The organism is Ruminococcus sp. FC2018 (assembly GCF_000621805.1).
GTDB lineage: Bacteria > Bacillota > Clostridia > Oscillospirales > Ruminococcaceae > Hominimerdicola.
In genome coordinates this window covers 13,196-33,328 of the sequence record NZ_JHXH01000012.1, presented here as the reverse complement: position 1 = coordinate 33,328, position 20,133 = coordinate 13,196, and the positions used below count along the sequence as shown (strand labels likewise).

At 48.4% G+C, this 20,133-nt stretch carries 20 protein-coding genes; 9 read left to right on the top strand and 11 right to left on the bottom strand.

The features are described from left to right. Positions 1 to 27: 27 nt before the first annotated feature. The 7 genes from tsaA to T494_RS0108975 all read right to left on the bottom strand — a co-directional run bounded on the left by tsaA (position 28) and on the right by T494_RS0108975 (position 7,493). On the bottom strand, positions 28 to 720 hold the full coding sequence (tsaA, locus tag T494_RS0109010) for a tRNA (N6-threonylcarbamoyladenosine(37)-N6)-methyltransferase TrmO (protein WP_037344463.1): 693 nt from the start codon (positions 718 to 720) through the stop codon (positions 28 to 30). A 54-nt stretch (positions 721 to 774) separates the two neighbouring features. Then, positions 775 to 1,707 (bottom strand): cysteine synthase A, encoded by a 933-nt coding sequence (cysK, locus tag T494_RS0109005; protein WP_028506018.1) that lies wholly within the window; start codon positions 1,705 to 1,707, stop codon positions 775 to 777. Next, positions 1,700 to 1,888, bottom strand: a complete 189-nt coding sequence (locus tag T494_RS14015; RefSeq protein WP_028506017.1) for a hypothetical protein — start codon at positions 1,886 to 1,888, stop codon at positions 1,700 to 1,702. Before T494_RS14015 ends, cysK begins: the two co-directional genes overlap by 8 nt. A 511-nt stretch (positions 1,889 to 2,399) precedes the next feature. Then, the gene (locus T494_RS0108990; protein ID WP_028506015.1) at positions 2,400 to 2,732 is read right to left on the bottom strand and encodes a cupin domain-containing protein; all 333 of its coding nucleotides are present in this window, start codon (positions 2,730 to 2,732) and stop codon (positions 2,400 to 2,402) included. Beyond that, positions 2,704 to 4,152, bottom strand: a complete 1,449-nt coding sequence (locus T494_RS0108985; RefSeq protein ID WP_028506014.1) for a D-alanyl-D-alanine carboxypeptidase — start codon at positions 4,150 to 4,152, stop codon at positions 2,704 to 2,706. The genes T494_RS0108990 and T494_RS0108985 overlap by 29 nt, the downstream gene beginning before the upstream one ends. Positions 4,153 to 4,272: 120 nt before the next feature. After that, positions 4,273 to 5,010 (bottom strand): hypothetical protein, encoded by a 738-nt coding sequence (locus tag T494_RS0108980; protein ID WP_028506013.1) that lies wholly within the window; start codon positions 5,008 to 5,010, stop codon positions 4,273 to 4,275. Between the two features lie 74 nt (positions 5,011 to 5,084). Further along, entirely contained in the window at positions 5,085 to 7,493 is a 2,409-nt protein-coding gene (locus T494_RS0108975; protein WP_028506012.1) for a glycogen/starch/alpha-glucan phosphorylase, read from the bottom strand. Positions 7,494 to 8,133: 640 nt separating this feature from the next. On the opposite strand from T494_RS0108975, the gene T494_RS0108970 reads away from it, so the two are divergent. The 9 genes from T494_RS0108970 (at position 8,134) to T494_RS0108930 (ending at position 15,131) form a co-directional block, all read left to right on the top strand. After that, positions 8,134 to 8,649 (top strand): terminase small subunit, encoded by a 516-nt coding sequence (locus T494_RS0108970; protein WP_051540276.1) that lies wholly within the window; start codon positions 8,134 to 8,136, stop codon positions 8,647 to 8,649. Further along, positions 8,624 to 9,895 (top strand): PBSX family phage terminase large subunit, encoded by a 1,272-nt coding sequence (locus T494_RS0108965; protein WP_051540274.1) that lies wholly within the window; start codon positions 8,624 to 8,626, stop codon positions 9,893 to 9,895. Before T494_RS0108970 ends, T494_RS0108965 begins: the two co-directional genes overlap by 26 nt. Positions 9,896 to 9,913: 18 nt before the next feature. Beyond that, positions 9,914 to 11,074 (top strand): serine/threonine protein phosphatase, encoded by a 1,161-nt coding sequence (locus T494_RS12795; RefSeq protein WP_197021144.1) that lies wholly within the window; start codon positions 9,914 to 9,916, stop codon positions 11,072 to 11,074. After that, on the top strand, positions 11,075 to 11,974 hold the full coding sequence (locus T494_RS12790; RefSeq protein ID WP_051540272.1) for a hypothetical protein: 900 nt from the start codon (positions 11,075 to 11,077) through the stop codon (positions 11,972 to 11,974). It begins immediately after the preceding gene. Positions 11,975 to 11,991: 17 nt separating this feature from the next. After that, complete coding sequence (locus T494_RS0108950; RefSeq protein ID WP_028506009.1) at positions 11,992 to 12,963, top strand: hypothetical protein; 972 nt, start codon at positions 11,992 to 11,994, stop codon at positions 12,961 to 12,963. Positions 12,964 to 13,046: 83 nt separating this feature from the next. Next, the gene (locus T494_RS0108945; protein ID WP_028506008.1) at positions 13,047 to 13,424 is read left to right on the top strand and encodes a hypothetical protein; all 378 of its coding nucleotides are present in this window, start codon (positions 13,047 to 13,049) and stop codon (positions 13,422 to 13,424) included. Position 13,425: 1 nt separating this feature from the next. After that, positions 13,426 to 13,854 (top strand): hypothetical protein, encoded by a 429-nt coding sequence (locus tag T494_RS0108940; RefSeq protein WP_028506007.1) that lies wholly within the window; start codon positions 13,426 to 13,428, stop codon positions 13,852 to 13,854. Next, on the top strand, positions 13,847 to 14,212 hold the full coding sequence (locus T494_RS0108935; RefSeq protein WP_028506006.1) for a hypothetical protein: 366 nt from the start codon (positions 13,847 to 13,849) through the stop codon (positions 14,210 to 14,212). The genes T494_RS0108940 and T494_RS0108935 overlap by 8 nt, the downstream gene beginning before the upstream one ends. Further along, positions 14,196 to 15,131, top strand: a complete 936-nt coding sequence (locus tag T494_RS0108930; protein ID WP_028506005.1) for a hypothetical protein — start codon at positions 14,196 to 14,198, stop codon at positions 15,129 to 15,131. The genes T494_RS0108935 and T494_RS0108930 overlap by 17 nt, the downstream gene beginning before the upstream one ends. A 60-nt stretch (positions 15,132 to 15,191) precedes the next feature. Here T494_RS0108930 and T494_RS0108925 read toward each other — a convergent pair whose 3' ends face one another. From T494_RS0108925 to T494_RS0108910, 4 genes are all read right to left on the bottom strand, one after another. Continuing rightward, complete coding sequence (locus T494_RS0108925; RefSeq protein ID WP_028506004.1) at positions 15,192 to 16,073, bottom strand: carbohydrate ABC transporter permease; 882 nt, start codon at positions 16,071 to 16,073, stop codon at positions 15,192 to 15,194. Then, positions 16,074 to 17,030 (bottom strand): sugar ABC transporter permease, encoded by a 957-nt coding sequence (locus T494_RS0108920; RefSeq protein WP_028506003.1) that lies wholly within the window; start codon positions 17,028 to 17,030, stop codon positions 16,074 to 16,076. 148 nt (positions 17,031 to 17,178) lie between these two features. Next, entirely contained in the window at positions 17,179 to 18,693 is a 1,515-nt protein-coding gene (locus T494_RS0108915; RefSeq protein ID WP_028506002.1) for a hypothetical protein, read from the bottom strand. A 76-nt stretch (positions 18,694 to 18,769) separates the two neighbouring features. After that, positions 18,770 to 19,777 carry a LacI family DNA-binding transcriptional regulator gene (locus tag T494_RS0108910; protein ID WP_028506001.1) on the bottom strand — a complete coding sequence of 336 codons (1,008 nt, stop codon included), beginning with the start codon at positions 19,775 to 19,777 and terminating at the stop codon, positions 18,770 to 18,772. Positions 19,778 to 20,133: the final 356 nt, after the last annotated feature.

Genomic DNA, 20,133 nt, shown 5'->3' with positions numbered 1-20,133 from the left:
GGACACTTTTTGGTGCCCGTTTTTCTTTTATACAGCATATATTTCCGTGACAGTCAGCGTGTCACCGTTCACCTTGAACTTTATCTCCAGTCCGGCAAATTCAAAGCCGTAAACCCTCTGCCCGTCGTCCTGATATCCGGGACGAGGGTCAAGGGACAGAACCTCTGTAAGTGCGCTGCGCTTTTCCGGGGCAACAAGCTCCATCAGATCAGATCTGACCTCCACCTTCAGCCTGTCGCCGCTGTGCCGCTGCCCGAAACCGCCGTCTGCCTCCTCAATGCAGTCCGCATAGGGAATGTACGGCTTGATGTCGTAAACAGGCGTGCCCTCCTTCATGTCGCCTCCCGACACTTCAAGGATGATCCCGTTATCCGAGCGTATCACCCGCTCCAGCTTAACGCAGGATAGCCCCAGAGGATTAGGTCTGAAAGGGGAGCGTGTGGCAAATACCCCACGCCTTTCGTTGCCCCCAAGCTTAGGCGGTCTCACCGTAGGGGAGAAGACCTCCCTTGCGTTGTCCGAAAAGCCCCATATTACCCATATATGGGAGAATTCCTCGATACCTCTGAACGCATCTGCCGTATTGTAAGGCGATTCAAAAACTATCTGTGACAGAAGGTTCTTGCAAAGCCCGCTCTGCCTGGGTATTCCGAACTTGGTGGGAAAATCGCTCTTTATGTGACCGATAGCCTTGATCTCAAGCGTTGATGAACTGTCCATTTTTACCTCCGTCTGAACCGCGGTGCGCTCCTTAATAAGCCTGCCGCAGTAGGCTCAGTCAGCAAACAGGGAAGTAGACAAATACCTATCGCCTGTGTCGGGCAGCAGAGCAACGATAGTTTTGCCTGCGTTTTCCTCACGCTTAGCCAGCTCAACAGCAGCGTAAACAGCTGCGCCCGAGGATATGCCCACCAGTACGCCTTCTTTCTTGCCTACCAGCTTGCCGTATTCAAAAGCGTCATCGTTTTCCACCGCAATGATCTCGCTGTATATGCCTGTGTCCAGAACGTCCGGAACAAAGCCTGCGCCAATGCCCTGTATCTTGTGCGCTCCTGCCTCACCCTTTGAAAGTACCGGTGATGATGCAGGTTCAACAGCAACTATCTTAACGTCAGGGTTCTTGCTTTTAAGGAATTTGCCCACACCTGTTACCGTTCCTCCTGTGCCAACGCCTGCAACGAAAATATCCACCTTTCCGTCTGTGTCACGGTATATCTCAGGACCTGTGCTATCAAAGTGTGCCTTTGGATTTGCAGGGTTTACGAACTGTCCCATGATAATTCCACCAGGAGTTTCTCTCTCAAGCCTCTCAGCCTCGGCAATAGCACCCTTCATGCCCTTTGCCCCCTCTGTGAGTACAAGCTCCGCACCGTATGCCTTCATCAGCTGCCGTCTCTCAACGGACATCGTCTCGGGCATAACAATGATTATGCGGTAGCCCCGAGCCGCCGCAACAGATGCCAGACCAATGCCTGTGTTGCCGCTTGTAGGCTCGATTATTACCGAATCTGCGTTCAGCTTGCCCTGTTTTTCCGCATCCTCGATCATAGCCTTTGCCACCCTGTCCTTTACAGAGCCTGCCGGGTTAAAGTATTCCAGTTTTGCAAGGATCTTTGCCTTCAGACCAAGCTCCTTTTCAATGTGCGAAAGCTCCAGCAGGGGAGTGCCGCCTACAAGTTGATCTGCTGATGTGTAAATGTTAGCCATAATAAATTCCTCCGTTTTTATCAGACCTGTGCAAATGCATTGTCAAGGTCTGCAGTAATGTCGTCAATGTGTTTTTTCTGATATAAAGCCTTACCGTGGCATGGATCATGCCTGCCTGAGCAAGAGCCTGAATTGTGTAGGTCATGACAGCTGCCCCGAAAGGCTCTGCCGGAGCAGCCATACCGCCCCTAATCCGTTACCGGGTCTGCCTGTTCCTGTCCTACGTGTAATTGTAATGCTTCAAATCTGTAAATACTCATTACAAGTTCTTTCTTTCAAGTTAAATGTGTTGTTGCGGCTGCAACATCGCCACATTCGACCGAAACGGTAATACTGTCTTAAAAACCTGTAAGATCTGCCTTGCATAATGCTCATCTCCCTTTAACCTACCAATCAGGTAGTTTGGTGGTTTGATAGCATTATAGCACACACCGGGGGTTTTGTCAAGCCCCTTTTCAAAAAAATCTTTCACCATACTAAAACACCGTATCTGCGCAGCTTTCACAGGCTGCCACCGGTGTACGAGCATGTTATTACAGCTTTTTTTGCGGAATATGCCCAATTTTCTTCTGCTTTTCAACAGCTTATCAGCTGCCATTGTCCCTTAGCGGCGCAGACAGAGTGAGTCGATCCTTTAATAAATATTCAGGGGGGGAGCTTAACTAAAAACTCCCCCCTTTTTATTTGTATATCTACCTGTGCTTTGGAACAACGGCGTAGAAAATAAGGTCGCTGTCGCCGTCGTTTATAAGACTGTGTTCATGTCCCATAGGGCAGTAGTGGCACAGTCCTGCCTCTGCCTTTTCATATCCGCCGTCATACAGCACCTTGCCCTTTCCCTGCAGGAAGAAAATTACCTCGCTGTCCCCCTCGTGGGTGTGAAGACCGATAGACGCCCCCGGAACGAGCCGTCCCAGCATTATCTTGTTGTCACCGTCCTCAAAGGCTTTTCTTGCGTAGAATTTCTCTCCGCCCTTAAAGCCCTCTGAGAGCTGTTCATTCATCTTCGTCCAGTCTATTATCATCAGAGTGCACCTCCGCATTCTTTTTAAGATATTTTCTGTTTGTCCTTACAACGTGTACCACCGTGTATAACACTATAAGACAGCCAATGAGCACCAGTGTTACATAAAAGACCTTTGACTTAAAATAGCTCTTTGCTATCTCCCATTTTGAAGCTGACTCTGAACGCTCCACCTTGGTGGTGGAAATAAGGTCCAGCGTAGCGATAGTCTCTCCGTTGTAGCTCAGCTTCATCTCACCCAGAACATCGCCCACCTCTACCGGTGCCACAATGTTCTCCTTTACGGTTATCTCACGCTTAACGTCCTCTGTCTTGATGTAGCTTGGCCAGACTCTGCTGAAGCCTGTCTTTGCCTTCAGATTGGCATAGTTCTTGTCTCCGTAAAGCACCTGTACATCACGGACCTCGCTGTCAGGGTTGAGAAAATCCGACTCCACAAGGAATGTCCTGCACCAGTTGTAAATGTTGATGTGGTCGATAAGGTTGTAGTAGATGTAGTCCTGAGCATAGACCGAATCAGGGTCGTCCTTGCCCTTTTCCTTGTCCTCCTCCAGAATTTCCGCCGGTGCGCCCAGGGATACAATGAGATAGTTTTTGCCCTCTATTACCGCACAGCTTGCAAGGCATCTGCCTGCATCGTTTGTTGAGCCTGTCTTGATGCCCTTTGCCGAGGAGTAGTAGTATAAAGATGCGCTGTTTATAAGCACATTGTTGTTGTAAAGTGTAGTGCCCTCAGGGTGCTTGTCTGTTTTGGACATGGTGTAGGTGCTCATGTTGAAAATCTCTTTGAGTATGCTGGAATTTTCCATAACATACTTGCAAAGCACCGCCATATCCTCGCAGGTGGAATAGTTTCCGCTGGTCCATAAACCGTGTGCGCTGGAGAATTTGGTGTGTTTAAGTCCCATCTGCTGAGCTCTGTCGTTCATAAGCTTGGTAAAGCCCGCAAGCTTTCCGCCTCCCATGTCAAGAGCCGCAATGTTCGCCGCCTCGCAGGAGGACTGTAAGATCATAGCGCACAAAATGTCGTAGTAGCTCACCTTTTCATTGGGCTGGATGTCCGCCGTAGGTGCGCCCTTGTCGAAAAGCTCGTCGTAAGCCTCTGAGCCTGCGCTGACGGTGGTGTTTTTAAGAGTGCCGATGTCGTTGTATTTTTCAACGATCAACAGGCTTGTCATTATCATGTTCAGAGTGCCCACAGGCATCTCCTTGCCGCCGTTCATGCTGTAAATAATGTCGCCGCTGTCCATGTCCATAACGCAGCAAGCCTTTGAGCGCAAGGTAAGCTCCACCGGTTTGCCGTCCTTGTCAATGGAGGATACCGGCTTGAAATTCAGTGCCGCCCCACTCACTCCCGGCAATACCATTGCCAGAGCCAGCATAAAGCCAAGCACCCTGCAAAACTTCTTTTTGAGTTTCATTTAACCATTCCTTTATATTAACTGCACGTTTGTTCCAAGCTTTTGTAAGCGTTCCACCCTGTCAGGGAAGTGAACGCTGAAAAACATACACATACATTATATATTTTTTTCTCTGCTTTGTCAATCGGCAACGGTGTAAATGTAGCTGTTTCCCACCTTGTCCACACGCTCAACAAGTCCCAGATAATTCAGTATGTTAAGCCCCATGCCTGCAAGCTCTTTGCTGATAGAGCAAGCCTTTGCGTATTGCGCCGAGGTGAACCTTACAGGCAGGGAGCCGGGGATAAACAGCCTGTAATCCTGTACGCAGTCAAAGCGGACTTCCTCGATTATCTCCTTGGGTATGCGGTCGCATCTGCTGGAGCCACGCTTTTTGTCCTTGGACCAGCCGTTAAGATATCTTATCTCGTCCATTTCCATAAGGCACAGCACCAGGTGAAACCGTGGATTGTCAAGAGCGTACTTTATGTTGTATATCTCCTTGAAAGCATCGTAAATACGGTATTTCCGAGGGGACCTCCGCTTCGGGGACACCTCCCCTGTGTCCATGTCCAGCCAGCTTACGTATTTAAGGGCAGGCATTGGATAAACCACCGTAACGTCGCAGAATTCCAAAAAGTTATCCAGCTTTGGCACAAGCCTGAAAAACTGCCGTGTCTGTATCTCAATGACTCCCTGTTCCCCCACAATGTCCGCAACGTACCGTCCGACCTTTATCTCGTGGTTTTCCCGGTGAGGCTCGTAGTAATTTTTAAGCACAGCGTGCAGCGTTTTTTCTCCAAGAGTACCGATACCCCTGCGCTGACGCTGCTCACCGATCACCTTTTCGCAAGCGTCGCAGAATTGCTGCTTGTCCAAGTCCTCACCCTCTTTTTACCCACAAACAGCCATACAGACTTGCTCTGTATGGCTGTTTTGCAATTTCGGATAGATTATTTAAGTCCCCAGATGTCCTTAGCGTACTCCTCAACAGATCTGTCTGCCGAGAAAATACCTGCACCTGCAATGTTTGCAAGACTCATCTTGTTCCACTTCATCTTGTCTGTGTAGCATTCCGAAGCGTACTTCTGTGCCTGCTGATAGCTGTCAAAGTCCTTCAGAGCCATGTATGGATCCTTGGTCTTGAGGTTTTCAGATATCTCGTTGAAGGTGTTGCCGTTAATGCCGCCCTGAAGCCTGTCGATAGCAGCCTTGATAACACCGTTTGAGTTGTACATATCCATAGGATTGTAGCTGTTCTTGCAAGCGTTTACCTCGTCAACGTTCATACCGAAGATAATGATGTTGTCATCGCCCACCTGCTCGTGGATCTCAACGTTAGCGCCGTCCATAGTGCCCAGAGTGATCGCACCGTTTATCATCAGCTTCATGTTGCCCGTACCGCTTGCCTCAGTACCTGCCAGAGAGATCTGTTCGCTGATGTCCGCTGCCGGCATAAGGATCTCGGAAAGGGAAACGTTGTAATCCTCAAGGAAAATGACGCTCAGCTTTTCGCCCAGATTCTTATCCTTTTTAAGCTCCTGGGAAATGTTCCAGATAAGCTTGATTATCTGCTTTGCCATGTAGTATCCCGGCGCAGCCTTTGCGGCAAAGATGTATGTCTTTGGCACAAAGTCAGCGTTTGGATTGTTCTTGAGATAATTGTACTGAGCAATGATATTCAGAGCGTTGAGCTGCTGACGCTTGTACTCGTGCAGCCTCTTTACCTGAACATCAAAGATAGAATCTGTGTTGAGCAAAACGTTGTACTGGTTCTTAACATACTTTGCAAAGCTTTCCTTGTTTGTGTGCTTTATCTTGCCCAGAGACTCAAGAACAGCCTTGTCGTTTGCAAAAACAGTGAGCTTTGAAAGCTCCGCAGCGTTTCTGAGGAAGCCGTCGCCGATCTTCTCACGCAGCAGCTTGGTCAGCCCCTCGTTGGACTGATACAGCCAGCGTCTGTAAGCAATACCGTTAGTAACGTTCTTGAACTTTGTAGGTGTGTCAAGATATTCGTCCTTGAAGGTCTCTTTCTTGATTATCTCCGAGTGTATCTTAGCCACGCCGTTGACGCTGTGGGAAGCGTGAACGCAAAGAGTAGCCATCTTGACCTTGTTGTTTTCCACAATAGACATATGGGAAACCTTAGCCTCATCTCTGTATCTCTCCCAAAGGTCCTTGCAGTATCTGTCGTTTATCTCAACGATGATAGAGAAAATTCTGGGGCAAACGCTCTTGAGAAGATTGCAGTCCCACTTTTCCAGAGCCTCGGGCATGACTGTGTGGTTAGTGTAAGCAAAGGTGTTGGTAACTATGTGCCAAGCCTTCTCCCAGGTGTATCCGCAGTCGTCCAGCAGTGTCCTCATAAGCTCGGGGATAGCCAGCGTGGGGTGTGTGTCGTTAATGTGGATAGCCACCTTCTCGTAAAGGTTATCCAGCGTGCCGTAAACGTTCATATGCTGGTTTACGATGTCGCCGATAGACGCAGCGCAAAGGAAGTACTGCTGACGCAGTCTCAGAGACTTGCCCTCAGCGTGGTTGTCGTTAGGATAAAGCACCTTGGTGATAGCCTGAGAGATGATATTTCTGCCCAGAGCCTTGGTGTAATCGCCCTTGTTGAACATGGACATATCGAATGTAGACAGCTCAGCCTTCCAAAGACGCAGCTTTGATACCGCATCGCTCTTGTAACCCGAAACATACAGGTCGTAAGGCACAGCCATTACCGAAGTGTAGTTTTCGTACTTTACACAGTGGTACTGGTCGTCCCAGTATTCGTTCAGCTCGCCGTCAAAGCGAACCTCAACCGACTGTGTAGGTACAGGCACCAGCCATGCGCTGCCGCCGGGGAGCCAGTTATCCGGCAGCTCTGTCTGCCAGCCGTCCTCCAGCTTCTGCTTGAAGATACCGTATTCATAGCAAATTGAATAACCTGTTGCGTGGTAGCCGTCTGCTGCCAGAGCGTCAAGATAGCAGGCAGCAAGTCTGCCCAGACCGCCGTTGCCCAGACCTGCATCAGGCTCCTGCTCGTAGATACCGTTGATAGAGATACCAAAGTCCTTGAGCATGGAAGTGACCTTGTCAGCAATGCATAGGTTATATATTGAAGTTTTCAGCGAACGTCCCATAAGGAACTCCATAGAAAGGTAATAAACCTTCTTTTTGCCCTGTGAGTTGTGATTTACTGTAAATTTTCTTCTCTTAGCTTTAAGAATACTTACAACGATCTTTGTAAGAGCCTCATACACCTGCTTATCCGAAGCCTCGTCGGGTGTAGTCTGAAAATCGTTGTGGAGAATTTCCACAAACTGATTTTTAAGCTCTGTTTTGGTTATGCTGCCTTCCGCAGTTGTCTTTGCCATGTTTTTTCCTCCTGATACCGTCCCTTTGAGATCAAGGGGCGTTATTTTTACCCTGTCTGCGAGGTTTTTCTCCGCATCAGGACATAATTCGACTTGTTATATAAGCGCATATTACCCCCTTGGGCACATCTGCAATATCCAGTATACCATAAAAGCACAAAATTTGCAAGCCCACAGTTATCAAATGTTAGGTGTTCGCCAAAAATAACTGTAAATTATTATGAAAATAGTTGCAACAACTAATTATACATACTCATTATATGTAACTTTTGCACGGAGATACACTCGCTTGTATGTGCATTATGTCCACCCGACTACCTTTCTGCTCTTGTGTGCAGATTGTTTTTTCTCCCAAATAATTCACATCTTACCGCATCTTATCCGTCTTTTCCCACAAAACAAGCGTCCCCTTTTTGTGCACAAAAATGATAAAAGAACTAATTATACCGATTTTCTGTAATTGTTGCACGTTTCAATGCAACAAATCCCCCCTTTTTCGCTATTAGTGAAAGGACTTTTCCATTGGGTGACTTAAAGCTGACAATTCTGCTGCTGCCGGATAATTCTTTAGCAGGTCACCAAAAACAGTCCTTATATCCAACCAATACAACTTAAATACGCAACAAAGGAGCCGATGACCATGAAAAATCTGACCACAAAAACCTTTGCCCAGCTTTACGCCCGTTTGCGCAACAGCTTTGAAACGGCAGTGCGTCTGGGTATCCCACCAAGCAAAGCAAAGACCGAAGGGGAGCGCATGGCGAACACCCCCGGGGTGCAAAAAAGCCTGCGAAGCATAGAAAGCAGCGCCCCCTATTCCTTTTCCGAGGTACGTGCAGGGCTTGCCCGTCTTGCCTTTGGAAGCGTCAACGATGCTGTGTCCCTGATTTTTTCCGACCAGCCCACCCCCTACGCCATAGCCCACTCTGACCTTTTCAATATAAGTGAGATAAAGCGAGTCAAAGGCGGCGGGGTAGAGGTAAAGTTCTTTGACCGCCAGAAGGCGCTGGAAAAGCTTCTTGAGCTTGACGACAAGCTTCAAAGCGACAGCAAAGCAGATGATTTTCTCTCTGCCGTCTGCCGCACCTCTGATGAGGATATATCCTATATGCTGAAGGACGGTGATGACGATGTCCCTGAGGAGATGCCTGAATGATCTGCCAAGGCTTTCCCCGAAACAGCTGTTTTTGTTCCATTGGTGGCACAACACCAAGTATAAAAACTACGACGGCGTGATATGTGACGGAGCTATCCGAAGCGGAAAGACCACCGCCATGTCCGTATCCTTTGTGATCTGGGCGATGGATCGTTTTGACGGCAGGTGTTTTGCCCTTTGCGGAAAAACAATATCCTCACTTCGGCGCAATCTTCTTGACGACCTGCTTGTACGTGTGAGGAAAATGGGAATGACCGTGCGTGAGCATAAGACCTCCAACTTTTTCGAGCTGACCTATAACGGTCACCGCAACCGATTTTATATCTTCGGCGGAAAGGATGAAGGCTCTGCCGCACTGATACAGGGCATTACCCTTGCAGGGTTGCTCCTTGACGAGGTAGTACTGATGCCCCGCAGCTTTGTGGAGCAGGCAGTGGCAAGGTGTTCCGTAAAGAACTCAAAGCTCTGGTTCAACTGCAACCCTGACGGACCGTATCATTGGTTCAAGACCGACTGGATAGACAAAGCCCGTGAAAAGAACCTGTGTCATATCCATTTCGGGCTGAAGGACAATCCCTCCCTGTCCCCCCAGGTCATACAGCGTTATAAGCGGCTTTACACAGGAGCCTTTTATAAACGCTTTGTCCGAGGAGAATGGACAGCCCCCCAGGGTATCGTTTACCCCATGTTCGATACCCGTATACATACCTTCAAGGGCGAGCCCCTTTGTGATAAATATGCTGTAAGCTGTGACTACGGCACCGTAAATCCCTCAAGCTTTGGTCTCTGGGGCAGGTCGGCAGGCATCTGGTACCGACTTGAGGAATATTATTACGACTCACGCCGCAGCGGACAACGAAGGACCGACGAGGAGCACTATCAAGGACTTTGCCGTCTTATCGGTGACAGGAATGTTGAAGTGATAGTCTGTGACCCCTCCGCCCAGTCCTTTATCCAGTGTATCCGCCGTCACGGCAAATACAGTGTCGCAGCAGCGAAAAACGACGTGCTCACAGGCATAAGGAAGGTGTCCGACTGCATTCGTGAAGGCAAGCTTATGATAAGCGAGAAATGCACCGACACCCTGCGTGAGTTCACCCTCTACCGTTGGGACGAGACCGCAGGCAAGGATTGTCCCATAAAGGAGAACGACCACGCCATGGACGATATACGCTACTTTGTGACCACCGTCATCGCCGATGAGCAAACCCAGCCGTTTTTCGCCCTCTCTCTTGAAAGGAACTGATAAGAAAGGAGGAATACTTTGGGTCTTATAAAAGACATATTCAAAAAAAAGCAGCCGCCTGCGGATACCTGTGCAGCTGCCAACCGTGAAAGCGACAGATTTACCTATCGCCTCGCCCATAACGGAGAATATCTCACCGAGAGCATCTTTTACGACCTGCGTGAAAAGGTCCCCGTGATAGATTCCTGTATCCATAAGATAGTCCGCCTTACAGGCGACTTCACCCTGCAAGCCCTTGACGAAAGGTACCAGCCTCAGCTTGATGCCTTTTGCAATGACGTGCCTGTGGGTATCTCGGGAAACTCTGTCCATACCTTTGCCGATATGTACCTTGACAGCCTGCTGACCTACGGCAGAGCAGTGGGCAGGGTGTTTACCGACCACCGCACCATGACCGTGAAAGGTCTTTATGTGGGCGACCCTACCCTTTATACCTTCACCTGCGGAAAGTCCCCCCTTGATATTAAGGTGAAAGGCGCCTTCAGCAAGAAGGATATCCCCGTTACCGCCCCCCATAAGCTTATGTACACCACTCTCAACCCCAGTCCACAGGACCCCCAGGGAGTATCCCTGCTGCGTGGACTTCCTGCGGTGAGCAGCCTGCTTATGAGCATCTATGACTGTATCGGCAGGAATTTTGAGCGTGCCGGAAACGTGCGTTACGCCGTGACCTATAAGCCTGCCCCCGACGGCTCCGATCGTATCTATGCAAAGGAGCGTGCCATGGCGATAGCCAAAGAGTGGGCGGACGGCATGACTGCCTCCCGCAGCGGTGTTGTCAAGGACTTTGTCACCGTAGGGGACGTGGATATAAGAGTTATCGGCGCAGACAATAAGGTCCTTGATACTCAGATACCTGTGCGCCAGCTCCTTGAGCAGATAGTTGCCAAGCTTTCCATTCCCCCCTTTATGCTGGGACTTAACTGGTCAACCACCGAAAAAATGAGCTCCCAGCAGGCGGATATCCTCACCAGCGAGCTTGAGTATTACCGCCGCCTGCTCACCCCGGTGGTGCAGCGTGTGGGAGATACCTTCCTTCGCCTTATGGGAGCACCCTGCGGCTGCAAGGTAAACTGGGCGAATATCAACCTCCAGGACGAGGTGAACCTTGCTCAGGCACGACTTGATAATGCCCGTGCACAGGTACTTGAAAACTCTTTACAGAAAGGAGAGAACTGATTGGAAAAATCATTTCCCGTTACAGACAAGGTCATGGATATGATAAACCGTTATACCATCGACCCGCTGAAACCGGAGGATGTCTTCTGCTTCAGCCTTACCCTTTGCGATAACGACATCGACAGGGATAACGAGCGCTTTTCAAACGCAGCTCTGCAAGAGCTGGCAAAGCTTTTTCTTGGCAAAACAGGCATCTTCGACCACGACCCTACCTCGTCGGGACAGACGGCACGCATCTTTTCCACCGCCGTCGTTACCGATGATACCCGCCTGACCCTTGACGGACAGCCGTATACCGCCCTCACCGCCAAAGCCTATATGGTCAGGACCTCCTCCAATGCCGACCTTATCAAAGAGATAAACGGCGGCATAAAAAAGGAGGTATCCGTGAGCTGTGCCGTTGCAAAGCATACCTGTTCTGTCTGCGGCACCGACAGAGCACAGCATAGCTGCTCCCATATCAAGGGCAAACGCTACGGAGAAAAGCTGTGCTATGTGACCCTTGAAGACCCCACCGATGCCTATGAGTGGTCCTTTGTTGCGGTCCCCGCCCAGCAGGGCGCAGGTGTCACCAAACGCCATGAAACAAGGCAGGACACCTCAAAGCAGCTTACAAAGCTCAGAAGCGAGCTTGGTGAGGCAACAAAGAAGCTGTCTGCCGCCGCTGACCATGTGAGAGGGGAGATACTGAAGCTGTCTTATTTCTGTACCCCCTTTTATACCACCGACCAGGTGTGCGCAATGACTGAGGAAATGGATATCTACCGCCTGCTTGAGCTTCGTAAAAAGCTTGAAAGCTACGTCCAAAGCCACGCAGCGGATATAGAGCAGAGCGAAAAGAGCTTCATCACCCAGCCCGCAGATGATGACACAGACGAAAACGAAAATTATACTATCTGAAAAGGAGAAACGAAAATATGTATACCGACGTAAAACTTGACAAGTCCCTTTATAACATCACCGGCAAGTCCTTCACCCAGGCACTTTGTGACCTTGACCCGGACTCAGCCTACGAAAACACCGAGCTGAAGAACCTTGACGCCTTTGAAAGACAGCTCAAGCGTTTTGACATAAAGCTCAAAGGCGCAAACTCCGACAGAGTGGAAAAATTCTTCCTCTCCGCCCAGTCCGCAGTCCTCTTCCCCGAGTATGTAAGAAGAGCTATCAAAGCAGGTCTTAACGAGGCATCTATCCTGCCTTACGTTGCAGCCGCAACTACATATACCGACAGCATGGACTTCCGTGGACTTACCGTGGTAAAACAGGGCACCGATGAGGTTGCCGAGGCAGGCACACTCCCCACAACTACCGTAAGACTTGCCTCCACAGCTACCGCCCTGACAAAGTTCGCAAGAAAGCTCTCCCTTTCCTATGAGTCCATAAGAAAGCAGCGTCTTGAAGCTTTCGGCGTTATCCTCAAAAACCTGGGTGCATCTATCGCCAGAGACGTAAACGGTCTTTGTATGTCCACAGCCGCATACGGAGTAACACCCTCCTCTATCTCAGGCAGCAGCATAACCTATGCCGACCTTGCCGACTTCTGGAGCAGCATGAGCGACTACAATATGACCACCATGGTCTGCAAGCCTGAAACAATGGCGCAGATCCTGGGTCTTGAGCAGATGAAATACTGTGCCGGTGAGTATATGACAGGGGGAGCCGTAAAAACACCTTTTGGCGTGACCCTGGTAAAGTGCCCCCAGCTTACAAGCGACATCGCCGTAGGCATCGATAAGAACTGCGCCCTCGAAGCAGTTTTCGGTACCGACGTTGTGGTAGACTTTGACAAGCTTATCTCCACCCAGTGTTCAGAGATAGCCTGCTCCGTGACCGTTGGCTTCTCCAAGCTTTCAAGCGGCGCAGTCAAGACACTTTCCACCGGTTCCTGACAAAAGCTCTTGGACCATGCTTCCCACCCTCAAAGGGCAGGGAAGCCCCCCATTGGGGGCAATAAACGAAAAGGAGAGAAAGAATGATAAAACTATCCTTAGAAAACGTAATTGCACAGTTTGACCACCTCAGCGGCTGCAGCTCACAGCAGACCACAGAAAACCTGGGGCTTATCGAGAATTCCTACCACATGGTGAGCCGGCTCCTGGACGATAGAAGGTGTACCGCAGGTGACATCTCAAGAGCAGAGTATGCCGCCGCAGCCTGCGCCTTTTATGACTATGTCTGCAAAGAAAATGCCCGTAATAAGCTTATCTGTACCCTCTCGGGAAAAGCCTCCGCAGACGTGGCATACGAAAGCCGTGTGCGCTCCGCACGCTGCCTGAAGGAGTCCGCCCTTGAAGCAATCCGCCCGGTGACGCTGGGTACCGACTTTCTGTTTAAGGCAATGGAGGGATAAAATGACTGCTGATACAAGACCTTTTATGACACCCCTGCAAAGCCTTATTACCGACGCCGGCTTTTTCCCAATGACCGAGTTTTCCGCCGTTGACAGCCTTACCCACCCACAGGATATGCTTGCCGTCATCTGTGTAGAAAATACCTCCGTCACCGCCTGCGCCTATGATATATCCGATATGAAGCTGTATGCACAGACGGATACATTGATAAAGCTGCGTCTTTATGGCAAAAGCGGAGACTTTGTGGATTATGATACTTTTTCCGCCGCCTGCGATGAGCTGTTTTATGCCCTTGCCGCAAGCCGTGAGCTGCTTATCTGTAAAATGACAGCCTCAAAAACCGTCCAGTCCATGCCCCTTAAACGCCTTGAAAGGGACATCGAGCTTACACTGCGGACAAATGTAACACAGGAGGTGCCCGATGATTGACCGAACGACCTTCTGCACAGCCACCTGCGGCGGTAATAGTATCCTGCTGGACAGCTATGATATCCGCTCCATATACGCCCTGACACAGCTGCCGCTGGTGCATGGTGGCTTTATCTCAAGCCCCTCGGGACTTCGGTTCAAAGAGCTGACCCTTGAGGGAAAGCTGCCCCATAGCCGTCTGTCTGACCTGACCGCCTTTACCGCACCCCTTGAAAGCGGTATGGCAGCTATGACCCTTGACGGCATGACCTTCCAAGGCTGCTGTCTTGTGCAAAGCCGCCTCACCGACCGCTGCGACAGCGGAATAGATACATTTGTCCTGAAGATAAGGAGCGTGGAAAATGGACAGACCACTTAAACTTGTGATCCTGGACGTGAACAATATTCAGCGCACATTTGAAAAGGGGATACGCCTTACAATGCAGCGTGAGCTGTATACACCCTTTGCAGCCCTCACCGCTGAATTTGCCAGCGATACCCCTATTACCGCCGCCCAGATATGCAGTATAAAGCTTCTGTGGGGAACCGATACGGTCTTTCACGGAATACCCGATAAGGTCACCATGACCACAAGCGCAGGCATGAGCCTTATCACCGTGTCAGCCCGAAGCTATACCTCCCTCACAGCCAATAATGAGCCTGAACCGGGAATAAAAAGCGACGTTGACCTTGCCTCACTTGTGACAGGCTGTCTGCCGCACCCGAACATCACCATAGAGACGGGCACACCTGTGGTGAATTACATTTATGTTAAGCCCACTTCCACCTTGTGGAGCGCAATAATCGCCTATAACATCAAAGCAAACGACCGCCTGCCCTATATCCACGGCACAAATAAAATTATGTCCACCCTCAGCCATAGCCGACAGGTGGACTATACAGGTGTAAAATTGCTTTCTTGCGGATTCGGAGTAAACACACTGAATATGCTTTCAGATGTGCATATGCGGATCGGAGACGGGACTTACGATTATAATTATAACAATCCGCAAACAGGGAAGTATTCCATTAAGCGATCACGTTATTATGAATTGGACCGCCAATGGCTTTATGATATGAACAAAGGACTTGTGTACAAAACAGCGATCTCCAACCAGAAGCGGAATTTCAGCTTTTTTGAGTACCCATCCTTTGCCAATGAGCAGCTGTTTGACCGTGTGGTAAATACCTCCACAGATTGTGACAGCAAATACATAAACGCCGTTTTCATGACAGCGGACAGTAAAGGCGTGAGAACGAAAATAAGCTGCTATGATGACGACCTGGGGCAGAAGTAAAGGAAAATAAGGCAAAAAAAATCGGAACACGTAAAGTGTTCCGATTTATTAAACGGGCGATTAGCCCTTAACGCTACCAAGAGCAATTCCACGAATAATGAACTTGGACAAGAATAGGTAAACTATAACAACAGGCAAAATAGCGATTACCATGTACAGATAGAATACACCGTTGTCCTTTTCCTGCGGACCTGCAACACGCATCTGGCTCAATACGAGAGGAACAGTAAACTTTTCCTTAGAGTCGATGATAAGTCTTGGCATGAAGAAGTTGTTCCAGTTAGCAACGAATGTGAAGATGATCTGAACTGCATACGCAGGTTTCAGGATAGGAGTAACAATGCTGTTAAAAATCCTGAACTCACCGCATCCGTCGATACGAGCAGCTTCAATGATCTCCAGAGGGAGAGAAGAAGCCATGTACTGCTTCATGAAGTAGTATGTAGCAGGAGCTGCAATAGAAGGAATGATAAGTGGAATGTAAGAGTCTGTGAGACCCCAGTCCTTCATGATTCTGTAGAAACCGATAGCAGAAGCCTGAGTCGGAACCATCATTATCAAAAGGATGAAGGTATCAGCAAATTTTCTGAGCTTAAACTGATAAACGTGAGTAGCATAAGCTGTGATAGCGGAGAAGTAAACGCTGAGCAGAGAAGCACTGGCTGAAATGATCAGCGAGTTAATCAGAGCTCTGTAAACACTTCCGTAAGCAACAGCAGTAGCAGGAGCAAAGAGCTTTTTAATATTGTTGATAAGCTCGCTGCCCGGGTAGAACTGAATACCTACCTGACGTCTTTCACGAGTAGCATTTATAAGCAGCAGGAAGAATGGGAAAAGGGAAACGAAAACAAGAACAGCAAGCACAACATATGCAACTATTCTTCTGATCGTAAGGGTGGTATTACTGGTCTTCTGACCAACAACCTCAAGTGAACCAGTCATTTATGCCGCCCTCCTTTTCTTCTTTTTCTTTTTAGGTTTGTCGTCGTTCATACCGAACATAAGGATGATACCGAGGATAGCGGAAACGATAAAGATGGCAATGCAGACGGCAGAAGCCTTACCTACACCGGAATCCTTACGCAGCTGAACCTCCATGATAATAGTAAGGGCTTTACCCTTAGGATTACCCTGGTCCTTAGTCAACAGAGCAGGAACGTCGTACATCTGAAGACCACCGATCATAGACGTTACGAGAACGAATGAAAGGATAGGTCTGATAAGCGGGATTGTGATCTTCCAGAAGGTATCTCTTGGTGTAGCACCGTCGATCTGAGCTGACTCATAAAGAGTTGGGTCGATACCCATGATAGCAGCCATGAGAAGGATGGTTGTATTACCGTACCATAACAGGAAGTTGATAAATCCGATTGTACCTCTGGTACCCCAGACAGTATCAAGTATACTTAAGTCTTCGCCGGTCATCCAGCTTGTAGCGTTGAACAATGAACCTCCTCGTTCAAGCAGCGAGGTGAACATGAACGCAACTGCAGAAGCCATGATAACGTTAGGAAGATAAATAACAGTCTTGAAGAAGCCTTGAGCCTTGATTTTCAGACGCAGGTCTGTAAACCAGGTAGCAAGGAGAAGTGAAACAGCGATCTGAGGAATGAAACCGATTATCCACATGATAACTGTGTTCCAGAAGCTCTGGAGAAGGGTCTCTTCCTTAGCAAAGATGTTCACATAGTTGTCAAGTCCGCAGAACTTAATGGTTTCGGTAGCAGTGGTTTCAGCACCCCAACCTCCGCCGATAGTACCACGGTCGATTACGTAATCAAGGAAGCTGTTATAGAAAGTCTGGATCAAAGGATACAATGAGAAGATAATATAAACAACGAAAAACGGGATCATGAAAATGTAACCCCATTTTGCATAGCTTACACTTTTTCTTTTCATACACGATTACCCTTTAGTAATTGAAAAAGTGATCAATTACATTCCTTTCCGAGAGAGTTTAAGTTAAAGATAAAATAATTAGGGGGAGGGATCCTCCCACCCCCTATTATTTTTTAGATGAAATTTTGCTTATGCGCTAAGCGGGTAATTAAACCTCGAGGTTAGCGTAGAGCTTCTTGATCTCAGTCTTGAATGCTGCAACTGCATCATCATAAGACTTGGTGTTGCCCTTGTACCAGTCAGCCATAGCAGCCTGGAACTTCTCGTTACAACCCTGGTCATAAGCGGAGAGCTTATTAGTAAGGTCGATCTTGTCAGCGTTCTCAGAGAGGAGAACGAGGTGGTTCTGACCATTGTGGAGTCTGGACTTGTATCCGCCGTCGATGAGCTCCTTGATTGCAGCCTTGTTGTTGGTGTAATCCTGCTCACCCTCGGTGATAGACTTCATGACATCCTTGTTACATGTCATAACCTTCATGATATCAGCAACGATATCTGTGTTATCGGAGTCGATAGCTCCGCAGATCCATGTGCCGCCCCAGAAATAAGACTGAGGACCTGGGCAAGCTGCCCATGTGCCGATCTGATCTGCGCCTGCTCCACCTGCGTTGCCTTCGAGTGTGAATGCAATGCCCCATGTGGAGAAGAAGTATGCAAATGTCTTACCGTCTGGCTTCTGACCAGCTGCCCAAGCAGTATCCCACAGGGATGTCTTGTTGTTCCAGCCGTTGTCAGTGAACTCCTTGGTCATCTCAGCCCAAGCCTTGTACTGATCGTCAATAGTCAGCTTGTTGTCGGTAACCCAAGGTGCCTTTACGTTGTTGGAGAAGAGTCTGTATGTATCGTCATAGCCGGAAACCATTGCGATACCCTTATCCTTCATCTTCTTAGCAGTATCCTTGAATGTATCCCAGTCCTTAACGAACTCCTGAACCTTGTCAGGCTCGTCTGTTCCGAGAACGTCCTTAGCATACTTGGTGTTGTACATCAGAAGACCAGGAGTAGCCTGCCAGGAAACACCCTTGAGCTCGTTGGTCTTTGTATCTGTAGCAACGTCCTTTGTGTACTTGTACTGCTCCTTCAGGTCATCCTCTGTAACGCCGATATCCTGTACGGAAAGTGCAACGTCACCGTTGATGTACTTCAGAGCGTAGTCAGCCTCGATAAGGAACATATCTACCTTATTGTCGGAATCTTTCTGCTTCTTGAGGTCCTCATCCAGCTTTGTCTGGTAAGCGTTACCTTCGTTAGCTGTCTGGATCCACTCGATCTTAACGCCGTTGATGGACTCGATACCGGTCATCTTTGTTGTTGTACCGTCATCGTTCTTCTTCTCGTACTCGTTGGTCTTGATCTCCATCTTGGTGCCCTTTGGATAGTACTTCTCGAGTCTCTCTCTGAACTCAGTGTTCCAGCACTCGATTCTCAGTGTCTTCTTGGACTCCTCAGAAGAAGCCTTACCGTGGAGCTCAGCTGTGTTCTGTCTGTCAGCCTTGGACTCAGCTGTTGAAGAATCAGCAGCGGAAGAGCTGCCAGATGCTGCAGAAGAGCTGTCCTTCTTAGAGCTGTCGCTGGAAGAAGAGCTGTCGCCGCAAGCGGTGAGCATTGATCCTACCATGCAGAGGCTAAGTGCGCCTGCAAGTACTCTCTTAAGATTTGCCATAATAATTTCCTCCTTAAATTTGCATTATATTGAATTGTCTTACGGCGGGATTGCCGTAAAATATTAATGCCGTGAATTAAACCTGTGCTACCGAATCGCCTTCGACCAGCGACCCTTCCACAGTTATGACCTCCGTAAAGGTGGTCTGGGGATCCTCGATCAGTGAGATCAGCTGTTTTGCAGCGATCTTTCCGATCTTCGCAGTATCCTGGGAATAAGTGGTGAGTCTTGGTGAGATCAGCTGCGAATAAGTGATCCCGTCGTATCCTACCACCGAGATGTCCTCCGGTATCGACATTCCAAGATCTTTGATGGCGTTATACCCGCCTATTGCCGAATAATCGTCCGGCATAAAGATACAAGTTGGTCTGTCCTTGTCCGAAAGCAGCTTCTTGGTAAGCTCATAAGTCTTTTCGGGATTGTGAAAATCGCCCTGGACCAGCCAGTCGTTATTTACATTTATCCCTCTGCTTATACAGGCTTTACAGAAACCTGCCAGTCGTTTGTCGGCAACAGATGATTTGTTCCCCTGAATGTAAGCCAGTTTTGTATGCCCCTTGTTGGTGACATATTCGATCAGCTTTTCTATACCTTTTTCATTGTTGGACATAACAGCTGTCCGGCAGTCAAAGATATGATCTATGGTAACAATGGGGATATCTCCATTGACGACCTCATAAACATCCTGAGAAGTGAAATCCGTGCACGCTATGATCACACCGTCCACATTCCTGTACTTGCAGTGCTCGTAGGTGGACATCTTGTTCTTGCCCATCGAGCCGCTTATAAAGGTGATATCATAGCCTAAAGACTCCGCCTCTGTCTTGAAGCTGTTGAGCAGCTTTGCAAAAAACTCGTGAGTCAGACCGCTTCCGGCTTCATCAAGAAACATAACGCCTAAATTGTGCGTTCTGTTGGTCTTGAGCGCCCTTGCCTGGGAATTGGGGAAGTAGCCCATTTCCTTTGCGGCTTTGAGCAGCCTTTCTCTCGTAGCGGCAGATACATCTTTATGCCCGTTCAGCGCCTTGCTGACCGTAGCGACTGAAACACCGCAGCGGACGGAAATGTCTTTTAAAGAAACCAATGGTCTTTCCGCCTTTCGCTCGATAAAAACGTTTTCGCATTTTCATCAAGATGCATAACATTTCAGCGTTTCCGCTAATAAGAATATACAATATTCCTTATTCGATTTCAAGTCTTTTCTTTTATTTTTTTGCGCCTTGTAATAAAATATGTCGGTTTCAACAAAAATCTAACTCAGCCTTTATGCAAATTCACCACACAATCATCACATTTGTTACCGTTTTGTAATTTTTCAGCAGGACATTTTTTCCAAATACATTGATTTTTGAGCTGTTTTTTGTGAAATTCAGTATATGATGAACAAAGAAAAGCATTTTTTAATGTGCAATATTAACATAAAAACGGAAAAGTTCTAAA

Coding starts and splice junctions, on each gene's coding strand:
- tsaA (WP_037344463.1), bottom strand. CDS start 720: ATGGACAGTTCATCAACGCTTGAGATCAAGGCTATCGGTCACATAAAG.
- cysK (WP_028506018.1), bottom strand. CDS start 1,707: ATGGCTAACATTTACACATCAGCAGATCAACTTGTAGGCGGCACTCCC.
- T494_RS14015 (WP_028506017.1), bottom strand. CDS start 1,888: ATGGCTGCTCCGGCAGAGCCTTTCGGGGCAGCTGTCATGACCTACACA.
- T494_RS0108990 (WP_028506015.1), bottom strand. CDS start 2,732: ATGATAATAGACTGGACGAAGATGAATGAACAGCTCTCAGAGGGCTTT.
- T494_RS0108985 (WP_028506014.1), bottom strand. CDS start 4,152: ATGAAACTCAAAAAGAAGTTTTGCAGGGTGCTTGGCTTTATGCTGGCT.
- T494_RS0108975 (WP_028506012.1), bottom strand. CDS start 7,493: ATGGCAAAGACAACTGCGGAAGGCAGCATAACCAAAACAGAGCTTAAA.
- T494_RS0108970 (WP_051540276.1), top strand. CDS start 8,134: ATGAAAAATCTGACCACAAAAACCTTTGCCCAGCTTTACGCCCGTTTG.
- T494_RS0108965 (WP_051540274.1), top strand. CDS start 8,624: ATGTCCCTGAGGAGATGCCTGAATGATCTGCCAAGGCTTTCCCCGAAA.
- T494_RS0108950 (WP_028506009.1), top strand. CDS start 11,992: ATGTATACCGACGTAAAACTTGACAAGTCCCTTTATAACATCACCGGC.
- T494_RS0108945 (WP_028506008.1), top strand. CDS start 13,047: ATGATAAAACTATCCTTAGAAAACGTAATTGCACAGTTTGACCACCTC.
- T494_RS0108940 (WP_028506007.1), top strand. CDS start 13,426: ATGACTGCTGATACAAGACCTTTTATGACACCCCTGCAAAGCCTTATT.
- T494_RS0108935 (WP_028506006.1), top strand. CDS start 13,847: ATGATTGACCGAACGACCTTCTGCACAGCCACCTGCGGCGGTAATAGT.
- T494_RS0108930 (WP_028506005.1), top strand. CDS start 14,196: ATGGACAGACCACTTAAACTTGTGATCCTGGACGTGAACAATATTCAG.
- T494_RS0108925 (WP_028506004.1), bottom strand. CDS start 16,073: ATGACTGGTTCACTTGAGGTTGTTGGTCAGAAGACCAGTAATACCACC.
- T494_RS0108920 (WP_028506003.1), bottom strand. CDS start 17,030: ATGAAAAGAAAAAGTGTAAGCTATGCAAAATGGGGTTACATTTTCATG.
- T494_RS0108915 (WP_028506002.1), bottom strand. CDS start 18,693: ATGGCAAATCTTAAGAGAGTACTTGCAGGCGCACTTAGCCTCTGCATG.